The 17436-nt window shown below is 33.3% G+C and carries 9 protein-coding genes and 1 tRNA gene; 4 read left to right on the forward strand and 6 right to left on the reverse strand.

The window, feature by feature from the left end; translation table 11 throughout:
• Window positions 1-64: 64 nt before the first annotated feature.
• From nusA to JS605_RS04315, 3 genes are all read right to left on the reverse strand, one after another.
• Window positions 65-1297 (reverse strand): transcription termination factor NusA, encoded by a 1233-nt coding sequence (nusA, locus tag JS605_RS04305; protein ID WP_203256424.1) that lies wholly within the window; start codon window positions 1295-1297, stop codon window positions 65-67.
• 13 nt (window positions 1298-1310) lie between these two features.
• Window positions 1311-1772 carry a ribosome assembly cofactor RimP gene (rimP, locus tag JS605_RS04310; protein ID WP_203256743.1) on the reverse strand — a complete coding sequence of 154 codons (462 nt, stop codon included), beginning with the start codon at window positions 1770-1772 and terminating at the stop codon, window positions 1311-1313.
• A 737-nt stretch (window positions 1773-2509) separates the two neighbouring features.
• Window positions 2510-2582: transfer RNA gene (locus JS605_RS04315), tRNA-Gln, on the reverse strand.
• Window positions 2583-2817: 235 nt separating this feature from the next.
• Between JS605_RS04315 and JS605_RS04320 the strand changes: the two genes are divergently transcribed.
• On the forward strand, window positions 2818-6216 hold the full coding sequence (locus tag JS605_RS04320; RefSeq protein WP_203256425.1) for a DUF2723 domain-containing protein: 3399 nt from the start codon (window positions 2818-2820) through the stop codon (window positions 6214-6216).
• A 14-nt stretch (window positions 6217-6230) separates the two neighbouring features.
• Complete coding sequence (locus JS605_RS04325; RefSeq protein WP_203256426.1) at window positions 6231-6887, forward strand: polysaccharide deacetylase family protein; 657 nt, start codon at window positions 6231-6233, stop codon at window positions 6885-6887.
• A gap of 264 nt (window positions 6888-7151) precedes the next feature.
• Here JS605_RS04325 and JS605_RS04330 read toward each other — a convergent pair whose 3' ends face one another.
• From JS605_RS04330 to JS605_RS04340, 3 genes are all read right to left on the reverse strand, one after another.
• A complete protein-coding gene (locus tag JS605_RS04330; protein WP_203256427.1) occupies window positions 7152-7448 on the reverse strand; it encodes a thioredoxin family protein in 297 nt (98 codons plus the stop codon).
• Window positions 7449-7587: 139 nt separating this feature from the next.
• On the reverse strand, window positions 7588-8820 hold the full coding sequence (locus JS605_RS04335; RefSeq protein WP_203256428.1) for a metallophosphoesterase: 1233 nt from the start codon (window positions 8818-8820) through the stop codon (window positions 7588-7590).
• Between the two features lie 92 nt (window positions 8821-8912).
• A complete protein-coding gene (locus JS605_RS04340) occupies window positions 8913-11210 on the reverse strand; it encodes a beta-N-acetylhexosaminidase (protein ID WP_203256429.1) in 2298 nt (765 codons plus the stop codon).
• Between the two features lie 199 nt (window positions 11211-11409).
• Here JS605_RS04340 and JS605_RS04345 point away from each other — a divergent pair, with 199 nt between their 5' ends.
• Window positions 11410-13080 (forward strand): MFS transporter, encoded by a 1671-nt coding sequence (locus JS605_RS04345; RefSeq protein ID WP_203256430.1) that lies wholly within the window; start codon window positions 11410-11412, stop codon window positions 13078-13080.
• A gap of 36 nt (window positions 13081-13116) precedes the next feature.
• Window positions 13117-17136: a hybrid sensor histidine kinase/response regulator transcription factor gene (locus tag JS605_RS04350; RefSeq protein WP_203256431.1), complete on the forward strand. Its 4020-nt coding sequence runs from the start codon at window positions 13117-13119 to the stop codon at window positions 17134-17136.
• Window positions 17137-17436 lie beyond the last annotated feature (300 nt).

Raw genomic sequence — 17436 nt, forward strand, 5'->3', positions numbered from 1 at the left:
TTTAAAATCTCAAATATACTATAATACCGCTACTGATAAAACTTCTTTTAAATTTCAGTTGGTATTAATCTTCGAATTCTTCTTTTAGAATTCTAATAACATCATTTATTGTTTCCTCCTCTAAATCTGTTCTTTTCACTAAATCGTCTACATCCTGCTCTAGAACACTTTTAGCGGTATCTAATCCTGCTTTGCTAAACTCTTGGATGATCCATTCTTCTATTTCGTCTGAGAACTCTGATAATTCTACATCTTCTTCAGCACCTTCTCTAAATACGTCTATTTCGTAACCTGTTAATTGTCCTGCCAAACGAATGTTGTGTCCGCCTCTACCAATAGCCTTACTTACTTCTTCTGGTTTTAAAATTACCTCTGCGCGCTTGCTTTCCTCATCAATTTTAATAGAAGTAACACGTGCTGGACTCAATGCTCTTGTAATGAATAATTGTAAGTTATTCGTATAATTGATAACATCAATATTTTCGTTACCCAACTCACGAACAATACCATGAATTCTGGAACCTTTCATCCCTACACAAGCCCCTACAGGATCTATTCTATCATCATAAGAATCCACGGCTACTTTGGCTTTTTCTCCTGGGATCCTTACTACTTTTTTAATGGTTATTAATCCATCAAACACCTCTGGAATTTCCTGCTCGAATAATTTTTCTAAAAACACAGGTGAGCTCCTAGACATGATTATTGTTGGCTTAGCACCTTTGAGCTCTACACTATCTATAACACCTCGTACATTATCTCCTTTTCTAAAGAAATCTGATGGTATTTGTCTATCTTTTGGCAATACTATCTCATTTCCTTCATCATCTAACAATATCACTGCACGATGACGGATATGGTGTACTTCTGCTGTGTAAATTTCGCCGACTAAATCTTTAAATTGCTTATAGATAATTGTATTGTCGTGCTCATGGATCTTAGAAATTAGGTTTTGGCGCAATGCCAATATAGCACGTCGTCCTAAATCTACTAATTTCACTTCTTCAGATACATCTTCCCCTACTTCAAAATCTGGCTCAATCTTTCTAGCTTCACTTAATGAAATTTCTTGGTTTTCATCCCCTACCTCGCCATCGGCAACTACAATACGGTTCCTCCATATTTCTAAATCACCTTTATCTGGATTTACAATAATATCAAAATTATCATCGTCTCCAAACTTTCGTTTTAGGGCGCTTCTAAATACATCTTCTAAAATCGCCATAAGGGTAACACGATCTATTAACTTATCGTCCTTGAACTCTGAAAAAGATTCAATTAACGCAACATTCTCCATAACTCTAATTGAATTAAAATTTAATCATAACTTTTGCTTCTACAATATCTTCGTAAGCCACATTGGCTTGTTTTTTTACAGTAACCTTTCCTTTACCAACGGGCTTAGGTTCTCTGACTTTCCACTCTAAAAGAATAGTGTCTTCTGAGGCTTGGGTTAAAACACCTTCCAATTTCTCTGAGGCGGTTTTAACTTTAAGTGTTCTGTTTATATGTCTTTTATACTGCCTCTTGTTTACCAAAGGCGATGAGGCGCCTGCAGACATCACTTCCAGAGAAAAATCTTGTAATTCCCTATCTAAATTATGCTCAATAGCTCTGCTTAAAAACATGCAGTCTTCTACCAACACGCCATTATCGCCATCAACAATTACTTTAATGTGGTTTGCTGCGTTAACATCAAAATCTATTAAAAATAAATCTGGACGTTCGCCTAATGCATCTTCTAATAAGCTAAAAACCGTATCCTTAAACATTTTAGTATAAAAAGAGGGGACTTTCCGTCCCCTCATAGTTAATTTCGCCTTTCAACGGCGCAAATATAATATATTAAATTGATTTTTAAAGCATTTACGGCTGTTTTTATTAGAGTTTATGTGACTTTGCTTTATCTTTTAAAAAACGCTATCAATTTATCGTTTTTGGTTATTCAGCAATGCCTCAATTTTCGCCACACGTTCTGATAGAATATTGAGTTCCTTATTTTCTTTTTCTAACTTGTCTATCTTACTATTTTGAGCTTCCAATTGTTTCTCTTGTTCTATTGTGTAAAGTGTTAACTCTTCTATTTTTTGTGGTAATTTGAGAATGTTTTTACGATTTTAGTTTATCTTCTAGTTTTTCAAATCTTTCTACTAAAACTTGAAAATTCGGTTCATATTTCTTTGACCTTGTTTATCTATTATATATATGACATCCTAGAAATAGGATTCAATACATATTTATCAGCTTCTTATGGAAAGACCTTGCAATACAGTTACTAAGTTATCAGCTTACTTTTTTTAAATTATTGAATCTAGTGTTGTAACATTAAACTTTAAACTTTTCAAGAGATTTTTTTGTGAAAATCAGGAGGAGTATTATAATGTTGCCTACAATCATATATGTTATAACAAACGGATATACTTTTGATACATAAGTCTTAATGCCAATTATTACAGGATTCACTAAACAAAAAAGCTTCCAATAAAATTGGAAGCTTTCTTAATTAACGTTGGCCTACTAGGGCTCGAACCTAGACTCTTCTGGACCAAAACCAGACGTGTTGCCAGTTACACCATAGGCCAATGTGTTTTTGTGAGCCTGCCTGCTGGCAAAGCAGGTGCAAATTTAGCACAAAGTTTTGTTTGCACAAGATTTTTTTTAGAAAAATAAGCTTTCTATAAACTCAAGTGTTTAAAAAACATATATTACAATATAATCTTCATGAGTGAAAAACGTTAATGTTAAGGGTTATATAATATTTATCGCTGTTTGATATTTATTATTAAATTCGCCACAGCTAACAAACACAGATTTTAGATGATGGATTTTAATTTTAAAAAATGGAACACTATTTTAGGATGGTTCTCTTTTTTAATTGCTTTAATTACCTATAGCTTAACCGTAGAGCCTACCGTAAGTTTTTGGGATGCGGGAGAATATATTTTAACATCATCTAAATTACAGGTAGGGCATCCCCCAGGAGCACCCTTATTCCAAATGCTTGGCGCGTTTTTCTCGACCTTTACTTTTGGAAATAATGAGCTAATTGGATGGATGATGAATATGATGAGTGCCGTAGCTAGTGCTTTTACTATCCTGTTTATGTTTTGGACGATTACCCTACTACTAAAAAAACTGGTAGTACATCTCAATACAGAAAAAGATGCTAAGGATAATACATTGTCAAAATCACAACTTCAAGCCATTTTAGGTAGTGGTTTGGTTGGAAGTTTAGCCTTTGCATTTACAGATTCATTCTGGTTTAATGCGGTAGAAACTGAAGTATACGCCATGGCAACCTTAATCATGTCCTCACTATTCTGGTTGGCCCTACGCTGGGAACAGGATATGAACAAACCACGCGGTAACCGTTGGTTAATATTAATTGCATTTATTATTGGACTATCGTTTGGGGTTCATTTTATGGGGCTTCTTACTATTCCTGTAATTGGACTCATTTATTACTTCAAGAATTACAAAACCATTACCATTCAAAATTTCATTATTGCCAATGTAGTTTCGGTTGCAATTCTGTTGTTCGTATTTAAATTATTGGCTCCAAACATCCTCAAAATTTTCAGTGCTTTTGAGATTTTCTTTATAAACAGTGTTGGCTTACCATTTAATTCCGGATCTATTATAGCTGGTTTGGTATTGGTTGCAGTTATTTTTTATGCGTTGCGTTATTCTCAACAAAAGAACTATGTACATCTAAACACTGGAATACTTTGCGTAACATTCATCATTATTGGGTTTTCCACATGGCTAATGTTACCTATTCGTGCTAATGCCAATGTTGTGATTAATGAAAACAACCCTTCAAGTGCACGTGAACTTTTAGCATATTATAACTTGGAACAATACCCAGAAACACATCTGTTTTATGGGCCGCAGTTTACAGATATGTATGCGTATTTAGATAAAAACAACCCTTATATAGACGATAAACCTAAGTATGAAAAAGATGAAGAAAAGGGCACATACGTTATAGTAAACGATTACAAGGATGCGAAGCAGAATTATAATTCTGATCATGCATCTATATTACCAAGAATGTGGAGTAGTGAGCATGCCGAAAATTATATGAGGTATACTGGGTTTTTAAATTTCTCTGTAAGCCCAGGTCTTTACAAATCTTATTATCGAGGTGCAATTTCGGCAGGAGCCAGTGAAGAACAAGCCAACACTTATGCGCTTAATGAAGTTACCCAATACAAAAGAAAAATAAACGAATTTAAAAATCAAGTTGCGCAGGGTAATGTTGATTATGAAGATTACAATGCTTTTTTGAAAAGGGAACAAAGTAATTTAGATATAGAAAAACCAGACCTAGCCAGTAACATTAGATATTTATTTGAGTACCAATTAGGGTACATGTACTGGCGCTATTTTATGTGGAATTTTGTTGGTAGACAAAATGATATACAGGGTAAATTGGATAATAATGGTAATTGGATTAGCGGTATCAAACCTATTGATGAGTTGCATTTAGGCTTATCGCAAGATAATTTACCGAGCGATGCGTTAAACAATAAAGCCAGAAACACTTATTATTTTCTACCCCTTATCTTGGGTCTTATAGGTATGTTTTTTGTGTTAAACTCTGATAAAAAACTATTTTGGGTAATGTTAGTATTTTTCCTGTTTACAGGACTAGCCATTCAAGTATACACAAATGTTCGTCCTTTTGAACCTCGTGAGCGTGACTATTCAGTAGTTGGCTCTTTTTATGTATTTGCCTTATGGATTGGTATTGGGGTATATGGCATATACCATGCTTTAAAAGATAAGCTTCCAAAAACAGTAGCCGCCCCAATTATTACAATTGTATGCTTAGTGCTTGTTCCAGGATTATTAGCAGCAAATAATTGGGATGATCACGATCGTTCTGGCAAGTACACAGCCCAGGCCATGGCTAGGAAATATCTAGATTCTTGTGCTGAAAATGCTATACTGTTTACCATTGGTGACAATGATACTTTTGCGCTCTGGTATGCACAGGAAATTGAAGGCTATCGTACCGATGTTAGAGTAGTAAATACCAGTTTATTTCAAACAGACTGGTATATAGATCAAATGAAACGAAAGGCTTATGAAAGTGACCCTATTCCATCTCAGCTAGAGCATAAAGATTATCTCTATGGTGCTAACGATTACGTTAGGATAGAACCTCTTACCCAAGATACCATAAGTTTAAAATATGCTTTAAATTTTATTCAGGATGATGCTCCCAAAACCAAGTATAAATATTTAATGGAAAAGCAAGGTTACGACATTAGCAATGTTAGAGCCCAAGATTTAAACTCTAATTATTTATTTACTCGTAACGTTCGTATTGATGTTAACAAAAATAATGCGCTAAAAAGCGGTATTGTTAAAGCTAAAGACGCCGATAAAATTGTACCTTTTATTGACATCTCCATAAAAGGCGGTGCTATATACAAAAACCGTTTATTGATGCTAGATGTAGTTGCTAATAACGAGTGGAAACGTCCTATATATTTTACTGGAGGTAGCTTTGGGGATGATGATTATATTTGGATGAAAGACTACTTACAACTTGATGGTATGTGTTATAAACTTGTACCCATTAAAACCCAAGTTGACAGGGCAAATCCTTTTGATATGGGACGAATTGATACAGACTTGATGTACGAAAAAGTGAAGACATGGAATTGGGGTAATAGCGGTAGTCCTGATATTTACCATGATCCTGAAACACGTAAAAACTCTATTACTTACCGAGGTAATTTAGCACGATTAGTTGAAGAGCTTATTAATGAAGAGGAACTAGAAAAAGCTGAAGAAGTAGCAGATATTGCCATGAATAATATGCCTGTGGAATATTTTGGATATTATACCTTGCTTGAACCTTACATAGGTGCTTATTACGAAGTAGACGCAAAAGAAAAAGCAAGAGACTTATATTTTAAAGTGAGTAATAAGTACCAAGAAAATTTAACGTATTATAGCGGCTTATCGCAAGATAACCAAGAGCGTTTGTTTGAAGATATTTATATTGATATTCAACGTTATAAAGGTTTGATTGATGTATTGGCCAACTATGATGAAGAATTAGCTGAAAAAGAAAAAGATATTTTTAACAACTATCTTAGGTTGTTCAACTTTTATGGAGAGGAGGATGAAGCTGATGTGAAAAGTATCGATGAAGATATCGCTAATGACAGTGCTACAACCATTGAAGCAGTAGATTAAATACTGGCAAAATTATGCCTTTTACGCCTGTAAAGACACCTAAAGTTGTAAAGTCCTTATTTCCAAATTATATCTGGAATATCGATACTTTACAAAAAGACATCTACCTTACTTTTGATGATGGTCCCACACCCGAAATTACTCAATGGACACTAGATACGCTTGCCAAATATAATGCTAAAGCTACGTTTTTCTCTATTGGGACGAATATAGAAAGGTATCCCAATATTTTTCAGGATATCTTAAAAGAAGGACATAGTATTGGCAACCACACGCAGCATCACATAAAAGGTTGGAAAACAAAAACTAAAGCGTACTTAAAAGACATTGAAAAAGCCCAGACAATAATTAAATCTAATATCCTAAATTCAGAATTCAGAATTCAGAATTTATTCCGTCCACCCTATGGCAAAATCACGCCCAAACAAGGTAAAGCACTCCTAGAAAAAGGTTACAATATTATCATGTGGGACGTATTATCTTATGATTGGGATAAAACAGTTACAAAAGAAGATTGCTTAAACAATGTAATTTCAAAAACACAAAATGGAAGTATCGTTGTGTTTCATGATAGTTTAAAAGCTTCAAAAAACATGCAATATGTGCTTCCTAAAGTTTTAAAACATTATACCGAAGCAGGATATCAGTTTAAGAGTTTAAATACTTTTTAACGAAGAGTTTACTGATTAGTCTATAGTTAAGTTTATCAGAAAAAAATTATAAATTCGTTTAACGTCGTATAATAAGTCATTAAAACAACACATATCCTCTAAAGTTAAACGAACCTCTCCAAAAAACACAACAACTTAGTCTAGAAAAGATTTTAGTACACATGGCTATATTAGGGATTGAGTAGTGAGAACAGACCAACAAGACCTATGTGGGCAACCACCCCGAAAAGCATGACAGGTAACTAAAAAATATAAAATATAGGACTACATATAATCCTGTACGATTTCAATTAAGGCATTGGCATCTTGCTCGCCACTTTGGCGCCATTTCATTTCGCCATCTTTGTAGATAATTAAAGTGGGTAACCCTTTTACACGGAGTGCCTCTGATAGTTCTTGATTCTTTTCAACATCAATTTTAATGACTTTAGCCTTATCTCCTAGGGCTGCTGCAACATCTCGAAGAACAGAATGCATGGCAATAGACTGTTCGTTCCATTCTGCATAAAAATCGAACAGAACGGGAACTTCGACATCTATTAGTTCTCCAAATTTTGACATATTTTTAATGTTTTAGTGAAACATCATATACAAATCTCATAGATTTTAATACCAAGAATCTACTTTTTTCGATAGGCTGAGTCTGACTTTATTGATAAAAATAACAAATTTTTACAGTAAATATAACATTTCCATGTAATTACACACTATGTGTATCCTTTTTAAGTTCTATCACAGTTATTTCTGGCCAAATTCCAACACGTCCAGGAAAACCTAAATACCCAAAACCTCTGTTTACATTTATATACTGACCTAGTTCTTGATAAATACCAGCCCAATATTTATAACGCCATTTTACAGGACTCCATTTAAACCAACCAGGAATTTCAATACCAAACTGCATGCCGTGGGTATGCCCACTTAATGTTAAGTGATAGTGATAATCATCATTAATCACTTGTTTTTCCCAATGTGACGGGTCGTGACTCAACAGTATTTTAAAATCTTTTGCATCAATGTTTCGGGATGCTTTTTTTAGGTCTCCCGCTTTTTTAAAGCCTCCAGCTCCCCAGTTTTCAACACCTATTAAAGCTATTTTTTCTCCGTTTTTTTCTATATACCTACTTTCATTTAAGAGCACATCAAATCCTATTTTCTTTTGAATTTGCTTTAAGTTCTCCAAGTTTTTTTGCTTTGCTTCTGTGGACTCCCATCTTATATAATCACCATAATCGTGATTCCCTAGAACGGAATACAAGCCATCTTTAGCTTTGAGTTTTTTAAATATATCCAGGTAAGGTTCCATTTCTTTGGCTTCATTATTAACCATATCGCCAGTAAACAAAATGACATCGCTCTTTTGTTCGTTAATTAAATCTATAGCGTAAGACACCTTATCCATATTATCAAAACTACCAGAATGCACATCGCTAATTTGCGTAAGCTTATATCCATCAAAAGCATCAGGCAAATCCTTAAATGTTAATGTATAGTTTAACACTTTAAAGTTGTATTTGCCTTTATAAACACCATAAAGAATAGCACCAAAAGGGATGGCTGCAATACCTAAAGCTATTTTAGAAATAAAGGTTCTGCGAGAGGGCATATATTTTACACCTGTGTTTGATCCCTCTGTAAAATATCGAAATAAAGCTTGGGGTACTCTAAAAATATCCTCGGCAAACATAAGCCCCAATATTATCATTTTAGGCACCAAAAAAGCGATGAGAAAAGCAAACGCATAAGCCTGAGGATTCCCAAAATCGCCTCTATTTATACCATAATACTGATATACAAAATTTCCAATTACCAACAGTGCTATACCCCAATACAACACACTAAGCCATACATTTTTGGATATGGTACGAAACGCCTGAAATGCATATACATCTACAGCTATGAGAATGAGCAAGAAAATAATCCAGCGAAGCATAGTTTTTTTGCTGTAAAGATACTGATTAAAACACCTTAAAATCTTATGATAATGTTAATGGTTGTTGTTTTTACTACTTTTAAAAGTATAGATTAATTAACAGATATTTCATCTATAAATGTCCATGCCTTGTTACCTGCGCCTTGCTTACCATTGGGTATTATACCATAACTTTCAACATACATTTTAATACGTTTTGCCTTTAACCCCTTCATATTGGTTACTGTTTTTAAAGTATGTTTAGATGTAAGTTTCTTGTTTTGTAATGTAATTGGTTTTAAATCAGTAATAGCATTTCCGTTTGCATCAAATAATCTATAATGAATACTTTTGGGGATGTAAATCCATTGACCGTTACCCTCATAAAACCTTGTTTGAATAGAGTTGATTTCTTTTTCCTTTGTTAAATCTATTGTAATTTCAAAATCCTCCCCTTCAAACCCTAGCCACTCTTTATCCCCATATCTTGAACTGCTCCCATCTATACCATTAATTAAACCTTCTGCACCACTTCCTGAATATGCCTTGTGGGGACTTTTATCTATTTTTATTTTAGCTCCCACTGCCTTATGGTAATTTATATATTGCTCAAAAGGCTTACCTATTTGTTCTTGATTATCGTAAACCACAGCTCGTAATGTTGTACTTTTTTCAATTGGTATTTTTCCTTTATAATTTTCTGACTTTAAACTAGGATTACTTCCATCCAAAGTGTATTTAATCGTCTTATCCGCCATTAAAGTTTCCAGTACATAATACGCTTTATCATTCATGATTACCATATTACCTTCAATATCGTAAAGATGATTTGCATAATTAATATCTAGCGCTGTTAAGCGTTTATTAAACTGTTCTAAACGCTTCGTGAAATCTTTATAATTCTTATGTTCTTGCTTGGTCCAAACTACCTCGCTCATTGCTATTATCCTAGGAAACACCATATATTCTACTTTATCTTCAGAAGGCATATATTCGGTCCAAACATTACCTTGTGCCCCAAGTACAAATTTTAATTCTTCTTTATTTAACGCTTCTGGAATGGGGTTATAATTATATACTTTTTCTAATGGCAAAAAACCGCCAATGGCCAATGGCTCATTTTCGTTATCTGATTGATAATAATCAAAATAGCAATGGGATGTTGGTGTTAAAATTACATTGTGTCCAGATTTTGCGGCCTCTACAGCTCCACTTGTACCCCTCCAAGACATTACTGTAGCATTAGGAGCTAACCCTCCTTCTAGTATTTCGTCCCAGCCAATAATTTGACGTCCTTTGCTATTAAGATATTTTTCTATTCTAGAGATAAAATAGTTTTGTAATTCGTGAACATCCTTGAGATTGTTATCTGCCATAAACTGCTTGCAGAATACACTATTTTCCCATCTTACTTTGGGGGTTTCATCGCCTCCAATATGAATATATGTACTTGGAAACAACTCTAACACTTCATCTAAAACATCTTCTAAAAAATTAAACACATTTTCTGTTGGGCAATACACCTCTTCAAAAACACCCCATTTTTTTGGCACCTCAACCCGTTTTCCTGTACATCCTAATTCAGGATAGGCTGCAATTACAGCTTGACTGTGCCCTGGCATTTCTATCTCGGGGATAATGGTAACAAACCTACTTTTAGCATAAGCTACTATCGTTTTTATATCTTCTTTACTGTAAAAACCTCCATATCGTTTTTCATCAAATTTATGGGGCGTATCGTTGTAATGTCCTATTAATGTACCATCCCTAAACGAGGATATTGTATTAAGTTTTGGATACTTTTCTATTTCGATACGCCAACCTTGGTCGTCTGTTAAATGCCAATGAAATGTATTCATTTTTAGCATAGCTATTGCATCAATATATTGTTTTATAAAATCTACAGAATACATATGACGAGACACATCTAGGTGCATACCGCGATATTTAAAGCTTGGACTATCGCTTATGTCCAAACACGGAATATTGATACGCTTTTTACTATTGCTTTTCTTTTCAAACGATACAGGAAGCAGCTGCCTTAAGGATTGTACTGCATAAAAAGCCCCTTGATCGGATGACGCCTTTATTAGAATTTGGTTTGGAGTTATACGTAATGTGTAACCTTCCACAGGTATGGAAGCATCATCTTGAAATATGATGCCATTACCCTGTTTTAAGTTAATGCCATTACCGTTAACAATATATGTTTTTAAAAATTTTGCGCTCTGCGAAAACTTGGTGTCGAAAGACAGCCCGGTTTTCTCATCTAAAATAAATACAGATTCCTTAGTTTTAACAAGTGATGGTTGTGGAATAATGCCACTAAACGTATTAGGTGTATGTCCCTCTTCATATTTACAATTAAAAGAAGTAACCATTAAAAAAAATAATACCAACCTTAAATACATATAAACCATTTAGTTGCGTTTACACCAAAAATACAAATCTTTTTATCCCATTTCGAGGGCAAATAGCTTTTTACGAATACTTAGATGACGAATACCATAGTAAAACCATACTTCCGTCTAAAAAAACAATACGGTTTAGGGAAAAAAGACGATATTGACCATTATTTATTCTAAATAAACCTAACTAACACTTTAAAAAATGACAAATCAAAATAACAAATCAGCTTTAGCTACATTAGTTACAGTATTCTTCTTCTGGGGCTTTATTGCTGCTTCTAACGGTGTATTCATTCCTTTTTGCAAAACCTATTTTAATATCGACCAGTTTCAATCACAGTTAGTTGATTTTGCATTTTACGGTGCCTATTACATAGGAGCATTATTGCTATTTGTACTTTCCAGTGCTGTAAAAAGAGATATTTTAAATAACTGGGGGTATAAAAACGGTATTGTGTATGGTTTATTGTTATCAGCGATTGGTGCGTTTATAATGTTTCCTGCGACTTCTGGGGCAGAACAAGGGCAAACAGCTATTTTCTATTTTGTACTTATCGTGCTATTTATTGTTGGTTTGGGCTTTTCGTTACAGCAAACTGCCGCAAACCCTTTTGCTATTGCTTTGGGCGACCCAAAAACAGGTTCCCATCGCTTAAATTTAGCCGGTGGCATTAATTCTTTTGGAACAACTATTGGTCCTGTGGTAGTAAGCTTAGTAATATTTGGGTCTGCCTCTTGGTCTACTAGTGAATTGGCTAGCATGATAAAGAATAACGAGATTACTTTAATTACGGTACAATGGCTTTATGTAGGTGTGGGATTATTGTTTTTACTCGCCGCAGCTTTATTCTATTTTTCAAAAAAATTACCTGCTTTAAAATCTGATACCGCTTTTGAACCTGCTAATAAAGCTAGGAATTTATTAATTATACTAACGCTTATCATCATAGTCTGCTTTGGTTATATTTTTAGCACATATTCTGGGAATTCTATTGCAACAGAAGATTTAGAACAAAAGCGTTTAGTAGTGCTTTTTGTTACTCTTTTTACTGTAGTAGCCGCAATTTTTATTGCAAACTCTAGTGCTGCCAAAAAACCTGAGGGCTGGGGTGCCATGAAATATCCGCAACTGGTTTTAGGGATGTTAGCCATATTTACTTATGTGGGTGCAGAGGTAACCATAGGAAGTAATTTAGGCGAACTGTTAAAGAAAGCAGTGGGAGATTCTGGATTAAATGGTATAGGACTACCCGTTTTAAATGATTCTGAATTGGGCAAATACATTTCACTCTACTGGGGTGGTTTAATGATTGGTCGTTGGGTTGGTGCCATTACAGTTTTCAACCCAAGCAAGGGGTTAAAAAAAGCATTACTCATCATTGTTCCATACATCGCACTTGGTGTTATTGTTTTGGTAAATTCTATAAAATATGTGTTTACTACTGATGAAATTCTATTCTTCTCAATATGTATCGCTGTACAAATTCTTGGATTTTTCTATGCTAAAGATAATCCTGTAACCACATTAAAAACTTTTAGTTTATTAGGAGGAATAGCCATGTTAATTGGTTTATTTTCGTCTGGAAATATAGCTTTATTTGCATTTTTATCTGGTGGACTATTTTGCTCTATTATGTGGCCTTGTATTTTTACATTGAGTATTGCTGGTTTGGGAAAATACACATCCCAAGGATCGGCGTTTTTAGTAATGATGATTCTTGGTGGTGCTATTATACCGCCAGTACAAGGAAAATTAGCTGATGTTTTTAGTATTCAATCTTCCTACTGGATTGCAGTATTCTGCTTTGTTTATCTTATATTCTATGCGTTTAGAGCTAAAACTGTTTTAGACAAGCAAAATGTAACTTATTAAGATTATATTTTTGTGGTTGTAGATTAAGTAATGTCTATGTTAAAACACACTTTAATTACCTTATTTGTAGCAATTGTTTTTTCAAACCTATCTGGTCAAGAAATGAATTTTTACCATTATGGATTAGATGATGGTATATCACAAACAACGATTAGGTCTATTTTAAAAGATTCGAATGGATTTTTGTGGATTGGTACACAAGAAGGCTTAAATAGATTTGATGGTACTACTTTCAAAATCTACAAAAGCGAAAAAAATAATGCTTCAAGTATTTCTGGTAATTATATAAATGCACTTATTGAAGATGATGATGGTAATATTTGGATTGGTACTAACAATAATGGTATATGTATTTACAATCCTAATATAAATAGTTTTAAAACCACTGCTATAAGTAAGGGTAAATGTAACAGTTTATCTAAAACTGCTAGTGGTATGATTATAGCCACTATCTTGAATAAGGGCATAGTTATTTTCGATAAAAACGGCACAATACACAAATCAGAAAAAATTATTAGATCAAATAAAAAATCACAATATAGTGCCTCCTTCGCCAATGGTAATGATGTGTGTATAGGTACGTTAGATGGTCGCCTATTTACTGCTGAAATAACTTTAAACCATAAACCAACTTTTAAAGAGATAGATTTAGGCAAAGCTTTAGTAAGCATAAATACTTTATTTGTAAAAAACCATACTATTTTTATAGGTACTACAAATGGTTTGTTTGTTTTCAATACCATTGAGAACAAACTTTCTAAAATAGTATTAGAAAAAGAAATACAGCTGAATGAAAATCTAAATATCTCATCAATAGACGCATATAACAATACGTTTTACATAGGCACTTTTAATGGGCTTTTTATTGCTAAAGGGTTTAATGAAGAAACTGGCAAATTCAAAGATGTTGTAGTTTACAAAGCCAAACAAAAAAACACTAATTCTATTACTTCAGATCGTGTTCACGATACCTTTACAGATGGAAAAATGCTATGGGTTGGTACTCATAATCTAGATGTAACTACATCAACAGAACCTGTATTTAAAACTATTAATACAACATCAAATATTGCACTTAACAATGCATTCATTTTATCTTTTGCTAAAAACAAAGATTATACTTTTGTAGGAACACGTAAAGGAATTAATTGTATCGATTCCAACCAAAATGCCATTTACATTACAAAAGAAAACACTAATAACGCATTAGCATTTAATGTAATTAGAGGGATGGCTATAGACCATAAAAACTATTTATGGGTTGCAACATTAAAAGGACTTTCTATCATAGACCTTAATAACTTTAACCCTAGTCAACCCAAAATAATAAGTTTATTTAATACTATCGAGGATAATACATCCTTGAGCAATGATGCTACAAGAGGCGTATATGTTGACCACAAAGGCAGTATATGGATTATGACATATGGCGGTGGCGTTAATAGATTTACTGGAAACATACAAGCTAAAAGCTTCACTTTTGATCATTATAAAGTTGATGCTAATTCAAACGCAATCAGTTCAAACTTCACTTATAATATGTCTCAAGATAGCAATTTAAACTATTGGATTACTTCTGAAAATGGACTTAATAAGCTACAATTTGAAGACATCAATTACAAAAAACCTAAGTTTACAAATTACTTTAACATAGATAATGATAACACAAGCCTTAGTAATAATACAACATTACATACGTGGCATGATGCAGATAAAACCTTATGGATTGCTACCCAAGAAGGTCTTAACAAGTTTAACACTACAAGTAAAACCTTTAAACGCTATGAAAAAGCACAAGGCTTAACCAATACAGTGGTCTATAGTATTACAGAAGATGTAGATCGTAATTTATGGCTCACTACCAATGGTGGTCTTTTTAAGTTTAATAAATTAACTGAAGAGTTTACAAACTATAACCAACGCGATGGTATTCAAGGCAGAGAGTTTAACCTTGGTGCACATTTATACGATAAAGAGACCAGCAATATTTATATTGGAGGTGTTAAGGGATTTAATATTTTTAATCCGAAAAGAGTTTCAGAGCTAGACGTCCCCGGAAACCTTACATTCACGTCTCTTCGAATTAAGGACGAAGAGATAAATTCCTTAAGTCACCCAGAAATTACAAAAAAGAGTATTACAAAAACTAAAGAGATTGTATTAAATCATGATGATTTCCCATGTTATATTAATTTTTCAGATTTAGACCTTAGACCCAATAAAAACAATCAATTTATATATGCATTAAATGATAACCAATGGAATGAACTAAGAAACTCCAAAGAACTCCAGATATTAAGTTTACCTAAAGGACTAAATCAATTAAAAATACAAGGGAAGTCACGTAATAAGATTTGGAACAAGCCACCTTTAGAGTTAAGAATTAAAGTTATTCCACCATGGTATCAAAGTAATATTGCTTACGCTTTTTACATTCTAACATTTTTATTTTTGGCTTATATATTCTACAGGTTAAGCTTGCAACGGCAAATTGCAAGACAAGAATCTAAACGTTTACAAGAATTAGACACCCTAAAATCTCGCTTTATTACAAATATTACTCATGAGTTTAGAACACCTCTAACCATAATAAATGGTTATTTAGATAATTTAAAAGAGGAGGGGTCAAGTAAAGAGGATATTAAAACATCATTAGAAACCATAGAGCAAAACAGTAATAATTTACTGGATTTAGTAAACCAAATGCTAAATTTAGCTAAGCTCGAAAAGAAACAGCTCAATACCAATCTTATTCAGAATGATATCGTAACTTATACGAATCATATTGTGGATAGCTTTCTAAACATTGCTTCTGATAAACTCATAGCGTTAAAATTTAATTCAAAGCCAGATAAAATAATCATGGATTATGATGCCGAAAAATGGCGTCAAATACTCACTAACCTCATTTCTAATGCATTAAAATTTTCACGTCAGCAATCAGAATTAACAATCAATCTTGAAAAACTAAATAATAAAACTCTACGATTGGAAGTGATAGATCAAGGTTATGGAATTTCAGAAGAAGAATTACCTTTTATTTTTGATCGTTTTTACCAAATAGAAAATGCTGATCAAAAAGTATCACAAGGTACAGGAATTGGTTTAGCATTAACTAAAGAATTGGTAAAACTTTTTAAAGGTAAAATTGAAGTACATTCTAAGTTGGGGCAAGGTTCTACATTTACAATAACATTACCTATTACAAATAATGAGGAACTAAAAGATCCAAGTATTAATACCAAAAAAACAACTATTGGTCCGGTAGTACCTCAAATTGATGCTATTATTGCAAACGAAGATGCTAATAGTGTGCTTATTGTAGAAGACAATACCGATATGGCACGTTATATAGCCTCTTGTTTAAAACCAGATTATAAAGTTACAGTTGCAAAAGATGGCAAAAAAGGCTTAGAACTTGCTACAAAACAAATCCCAGATATTGTGATCACTGATGTTATGATGCCTATCATGGATGGTTTTGAACTTACACAAAAACTGCAATCTAATAACAATACAAATCATATTCCTATAATAATGTTAACCTCAAAAGCCATGCAAGAGGATAAACTAGAAGGAATTACCAGTGGTGCAGATGCTTATTTAACTAAACCTTTTCAAAAACAAGAACTACGTTTGCGTATGCAAATGCTAATTGCAAAACGAAAGAAATTACAAGAACGTTATACCGTTACTAAAATCGTTGAATCTTCATGTGAGCACAACCAACCCACAGATAAAAACCTCATCTTCTTAAATACTACTTTAGATGCTATTCATCAACATATAGAAGACCCTAATTTTGGAGCTAAAGAATTAGCAAAACACATGGCCATGAGCGACTCGCAGCTCTACCGAAAATTAAAAGCCATCTCAAATACTAGTACAGCAATTTTTATTAGGAAAGTCCGTTTGGAAAAGGCCAAAAAACTACTAAAAACCACTGAACTTTCTGTTTCAGAAATCGCATATTCTACAGGATTTAATAATCCCAACTGGTTTAGTAAAGCTTTTAAGGAAGAGTTTGACGGTAGTCCTTCTAATTTTCGTAACTAATTGATTATCAAAATTAAAACTATTGTGTTTTAAAAAGGCATGGCCTTTTAATTTCTTCTATTTGACAAAATACTACCCGCTTTTGAAAAAATAGTCCACTTCAATTTTTCAATTCAAAGATAGATTTGCAAGGCTATTAATCACAAAATTCTATTCGTTATGGGAACCTCAAATATTAAAAAATTCTTTAATGATATTTAAACACCATTGTATCATGTATTCCACTGCATGATACTTATGGTAACACAAAAATATCATGTTTTATTATCAAGTTATCCCGAGGCTTGTGGCTATCAATAA

The sequence above is a fragment of the Hyunsoonleella ulvae genome (assembly GCF_016827605.1).
GTDB classification, from domain to species: domain Bacteria; phylum Bacteroidota; class Bacteroidia; order Flavobacteriales; family Flavobacteriaceae; genus Jejuia; species Jejuia ulvae.